Genomic DNA, 5,016 nt, shown 5'->3' on the forward strand with positions numbered 1-5,016 from the left:
CCGCCCCGGCCCAGCCCGCCGAGGCGGCGCCGGCCCGCCTGCGGCTGTCCTGGCTGCTGCTCGGCCTCGTGCTGGCGGTGCTGGTCCCGGCGCTCGGCGTCGGCGCCGCCGCCGCCTGGCAGGCCGCTGGGGCGGAGCGTGCGGCGGCCGAGATGCGGTTGCGCGAGACCGCCCGCGGCCTGGCCCTGGCCATCGACCGCGACATCGGCGGCGTCACCAGCGCGCTGCTCGCCTTCACCACCTCTCCCGCCTTCCGCGCCGGCAAGGCGGCGGGGCCGGATGTCGCGGCGCTGCACGACCAGGCGCGGGAGATCGCCCGCCAGATGGGCGCGCATCTCTACCTCGCCCGCCGCGACGGCACCCGGCTGCTGACCACCCGCGCGCCGCTCGGCGCGCCGCTGCCGGCGGTGAATTCGCGGGCGCTGGTCGATACGGTCTTCGCCACCGGCGGGCCGGCGCTGGGCGACCTCGTGACCGGCTCGGTCTCCAACAGCCTCACCGTCTCGGTGGGCGTGCCGGTCTTCGGCGCGGATGGGATGGTCGCCTGCGTGCTCGGCGCCTCGCTGGCGGTGGACCGGCTGCAGCGGCTGCTGGCGGCGCAGGGCCTGCCGGAGGGCACCTTCGCCGCCGTGTCGGATGCCCGGGATATGCTGGTCGCGCGGTCCGATGCGCGGCACGCCGCGCTGGTGGGAACGCCGCTGCCGTCGAGCGGCCGCGCGATGACGGCGGGGGCGCAGTCCGGGCTGTATCGCGGCCTCGCGCTGGATGGCATGCCGCGGGTGTTCGGCTTCCACCGGGTCGCCGCATCGCCCGGCTGGCTGGTGGTGGTGGCGCAGCCGGTCGCCGCCTTCGACGCCGCCTGGCGGCGGATGCTTGGGCTGCTGGCGGCGGGCGGCGCGCTGGCCCTCGCGCTCGGCGGCGCGTTGGCGCTGCTGGCGGCGCGCGGCATCCTGCGGCCGGTCGCGCGGCTGGGCCAGCATGCCGAGGCGCTGGCGGATGGCCGGCCGGCCGGGCCGCATGCCGCCGCCGCCATCCCGCCCGCCGCCATCGCCGAGCTGGAGGCGCTGCGGCGCGGCTTCGCCGAGGCGGAGGCGGCCGTCGCCGCGCGGGAGGCGGAGCGGGAGGCGCTGTTCGCCGCCAGCCCGGTCGGGCTGCTCAGCGGCGATGCCGCCGGGCGGGTGCATGCGGCCAATGACGCGCTGCTGCGCATCCTCGGCCAGGACCGGGCGGCGCTGCTCGAGGGCGGGGTGCGCTGGGATGCGCCGACGCCACCCGAATGGCGCGCGGCCGATGCCCGGGCGATCGCCGAGGCGATGGCGGCGCCGGACGGGGTGTGCCAGCCCTATGCCAAGGAGTTCCTCTGGCCGGACGGGACGCGGGTGCCGGTGCTGGTCTCCTTCGCCATGCTCGACCGGCGGGCGGGCGAGGTCGCGGCCTTCGTCGTCGACCTGACCGAGCTGCGGCGGCAGGAGGCGGCGGTGGCCGCCAGCGAGGCGCGCTTCCGCACCCTGGTCGAGGCCTCCGGCCCCATCGTCTTCCGGGCCGATGCGGTGGGGCGGCTCCTCGCCGCCCCGGGCTGGACCCAGCTGACCGGCCAGGCCGAGGCCGCGCTGCGCGATGGCGGCTGGCTGCGGCGGCTGCATCCCGGCGATCGCCGCGCGGTCGCCGCCGCCTGCCGGGATGCGGTGGCCGGCGCCACGCCGCTGCGGACCACCTTCCGGGTGCGCACGCGCGGCGGCGCCTGGCGCTGGATGGAAGGCTATGGCGTGCCGGTGCGGGACGCCGCCGGCGGCGTCGCCGAATGGATCGGCACCGTGGCCGACATCCATGACCGCCACTTGGCGGAGGCGGCGCTGCAGGAGAGCGAGGCGCGCTTCCGGTCCCTGGCCGACAACGCGCCGACCATGATCTGGACCACCGACGCGGCCGGCCATTGCACCTGGCTCAGCCGGCAATGGTGCGAGTTCACCGGCCAGCGGGAGGCCGATGGGCTCGGCCTCGGCTGGCTGGACGCGGTGCATCCGGAGGACCGGCAGCGCGCCGCCGACGCCTTCCAGACCGCGGCGCGGAGCGGCGCGGCCTGCCGCGTGGAGATCCGGCTGCGCCGCGCCGCCGATGGCGGCTGGGCCTGGGTGATCGATGCCGCCATGCCGCGCCCGGGCCCGGATGGCGGCCCTGTCGGCTTCGTCGGCTCCGCTCTCGACATCACCGAGCGCAAGGAAGCCGAGGCGCGCCTGGCGCTGAGCGAGGCGCGCTTCCGCGCGGCGGTACAGGCGGTGCAGGGCATCCTCTGGACCAACGATGCCGAGGGGCGGATGGCGGGGGAGCAGCCGGGCTGGGCGGCGCTGACCGGCCAGGCGCCGGAGGAGTATCAGGGCCATGGCTGGGCCCAGGCGGTCCATCCGGAGGATGCCCAGCCGACCCTCGCGGCCTGGCGGGCCGCGGTCGCCGCCGGCGCGCCCTTCGTCTTCGAGCACCGGGTGCGGCGGCATGACGGCGCCTGGCGGCGCTACGCCATCCGCGCCGTGCCGGTGCAGCGGCCGGACGGCACGACCGGCGAATGGGTGGGCGTCCATACCGACGTGACGGAACAGCGCGGCGCCGAGGCGGCGCTGGCCGAGGGCGAGGCGCGGCTGCGCCTGGCGGTGCAGAGCGCGCGGATCGGCATCTGGGAGCTGGACCTGCTGCAGCGGCGCTGGCGGCTGGATGCCCGCGCGGTGGCGGTGACCGGCGCGCCGGTGCCGCCCGACACCTGGACGGCGGCGCAGACCGACCCGACGCGGAGCTGGTTCGCGCGCATCCATCCGGAGGACGCGCCGGCGCGGGAGGCGGCGCATCAGCGCGTGCTGAGCGGCGAGGCCGACCGGCTGGAGTCCGAGTACCGGGTCCGCCAGGCCGACGGATCCTGGCGCTGGATCTCGCAGCAGGCGATGGTGGTGGAGCGGGTGGCCGGAAGCGGCGCGCCGGCGCGGCTGGTGGGCGTGACGCGCGACGTGACGGTGCGGCGCGACCTGCTGGCGGAGCTGGAGCGGCTGGTGGAGGAGCGCACCGCGGCGCTGCGGCGGAGCGAGGCGCGGCTGGCCGAGGCGGCGCGGATGGAGGCGCTGGGGCGGCTGGCCGGCGGCATCGCGCATGACTTCAACAACGTGCTGCAGGCGGTCCAGGGCGGCATCGCGCTGGGCGCCAAGCGGCTGCGGCGCGATCCGGACGGGGCGCTGCGGTTCCTCGACATGGCGGCGGAGTCGACCGAGCGGGGCGCGGCGGTGACCAGCCGCCTGCTGTCCTTCGCCCGGCGGGGGGAGCTGGCGGCGGCGCCGGTGCTGGCGGCCCCGCTGCTGGAGAACCTGGCGGAGATGCTGCGCCACACCCTGGGCCCGGGCGTCGCGCTGCGCGTGGCAGTGGAACCGGACACGCCGCCGCTGCTGGCCGATGCCGGGCAGCTCGATGCGGTGCTGGTGAACCTCGCCAACAATGCGCGGGACGCCATGCCGTCGGGCAGCGGCGCCATCCTGCTCTCGGCCGCGCCGGCGGCGGCGCCGGGCGGGGATGCGCCGGCGGCGCTGGCGCCTGGGGACTATGTCCGCCTCTCGGTCGCCGATGACGGGGCGGGGATGCCGCCCGAGGTGCTGGCGCGGGTCACCGAGCCCTTCTTCACCACCAAGCCGAAGGGGAAGGGGACCGGCCTCGGACTCGCCATGGCGCGCGGCTTCGCCGAGCAGTCGGGCGGCGGCATCGCCATCGCGAGCCGCCCGGGGCGCGGCACCACCGTATCGCTCTGGCTGCCGCGGGCGGCGGCGGCGCCGGCCCCGGAGGCGAGCGCGGCACCGCCGCTGCCGGCCGGCGGCGTGGCGGCGGCGCTGCTGCTGGTGGACGACGAGCCGGCGGTGCGGGCGGTGCTGGGCGCCGGGCTGGCCGCGCAGGGCTTTCAGGTGACCGAGGCGGAGGGCGCCGCGGCGGCGCTGGACTGGCTGGAGGCCGGCGGCCGGCCGGATGCGATGGTGACGGACCTGGCGATGCCAGGGGGCGTGGATGGGCTCGGGCTGCTGCAGGCGGCGCGCCGGCGGCTGCCGGGCCTGCCGGCGGTGCTGATCACCGGCCATGCCGGCGATGCCGCCCAGGGGGCGCTGCAGGCGGCCGCGGCGGCCGGTCCCTTCGCGGTGCTGCGCAAGCCGGCGGCGGCGGAAGCGGTGGCGGCGCAGGTCGTGACGGTGCTGCGCGGCAGCCCGCCGGCCGAGGCCGGCCGAGAGGCGGGAACGGGACGCTGAAGGGGATGGGCCGGTGGGTTGGTGGGCGCACAAGGACTCGAACCTTGGACCCGCTGATTAAGAGTCAGCTGCTCTACCAACTGAGCTATGCGCCCGCGGAGCGCGGCGGCCCGCCGCGTCCGGGAGCGCGCTTTTAGCGTCCCGGTCCGGCTTGTCCACCCCCTAAATGCCGGCCTCCCCCCGGCGTCACCACCGCCGCGATGCGGGAATCCCGCCGCTGGGCCTTTGGCGGCGCGGCGATCTGCTCTAGGGTGCCGCCGCGCGGGGTGTGGCGCAGCCTGGTAGCGCGCCTGTTTTGGGTACAGGAGGTCGTGGGTTCGAATCCCGCCGCCCCGATATGTCGCAGCCAAGGACGCTTCATGCTCGGCCCATCCCAGACCGCCCGCATCTACATGCCGCCCCGCAATGCCATGCAGTCCGGCCGCGGGCGGGCCCAGGACTGGGTCCTGGAATTCGAGCCGGGCGAGAAGCAGCGCATCGATCCGCTGATGGGCTGGTCCGGCTCCGGCGACACCAGCGGCCAGGTCCGGCTGCGCTTCGCCACCAGGGAAGACGCCGTGGCCTATGCCGAGGCGCATGGCCTTCGCTACGATGTCGAGGAGCCGAAGCCGCTGCGCATCAAGGCCAAGGTCTATGCCGACAATTTCCGCTACGGCCGGGCGGAGAACTGGACGCACTGACCGCCGCCGCGCGCGGCGCCGGGCCCGGCGGCGCGGCGGCATGCGCCGGCCGCCGCCCGTGGCGCTCGCGT

General features: G+C 77.1%; 2 protein-coding genes and 2 tRNA genes. 3 read left to right on the plus strand and 1 reads right to left on the minus strand.

The window, feature by feature from the left end; genetic code table 11:
* The coding region (locus E2C05_RS28535; protein WP_133223030.1) for a PAS domain S-box protein at positions 1-4,265 on the plus strand (4,265 nt) is incomplete at its 5' end.
* A gap of 19 nt (positions 4,266-4,284) precedes the next feature.
* Here the strand turns inward: E2C05_RS28535 and E2C05_RS28540 are convergent.
* Positions 4,285-4,360, minus strand: a tRNA-Lys gene (locus E2C05_RS28540).
* A 167-nt stretch (positions 4,361-4,527) separates the two neighbouring features.
* On the opposite strand from E2C05_RS28540, the gene E2C05_RS28545 reads away from it, so the two are divergent.
* Together E2C05_RS28545 and E2C05_RS28550 are read left to right on the plus strand one after the other, a co-directional pair.
* Positions 4,528-4,601 (plus strand) — tRNA-Pro (locus E2C05_RS28545).
* A 23-nt stretch (positions 4,602-4,624) separates the two neighbouring features.
* Positions 4,625-4,945 (plus strand): ETC complex I subunit, encoded by a 321-nt coding sequence (locus E2C05_RS28550; RefSeq protein ID WP_133223031.1) that lies wholly within the window; start codon positions 4,625-4,627, stop codon positions 4,943-4,945.
* Positions 4,946-5,016 lie beyond the last annotated feature (71 nt).

The sequence above is a fragment of the Paracraurococcus ruber genome, from assembly GCF_004353985.1.
Classification (GTDB): Bacteria; Pseudomonadota; Alphaproteobacteria; order Acetobacterales; family Acetobacteraceae; genus Paracraurococcus; species Paracraurococcus ruber.

Coding starts and splice junctions, on each gene's coding strand:
- E2C05_RS28550 (WP_133223031.1), top strand. CDS start 4,625: ATGCTCGGCCCATCCCAGACCGCCCGCATCTACATGCCGCCCCGCAAT.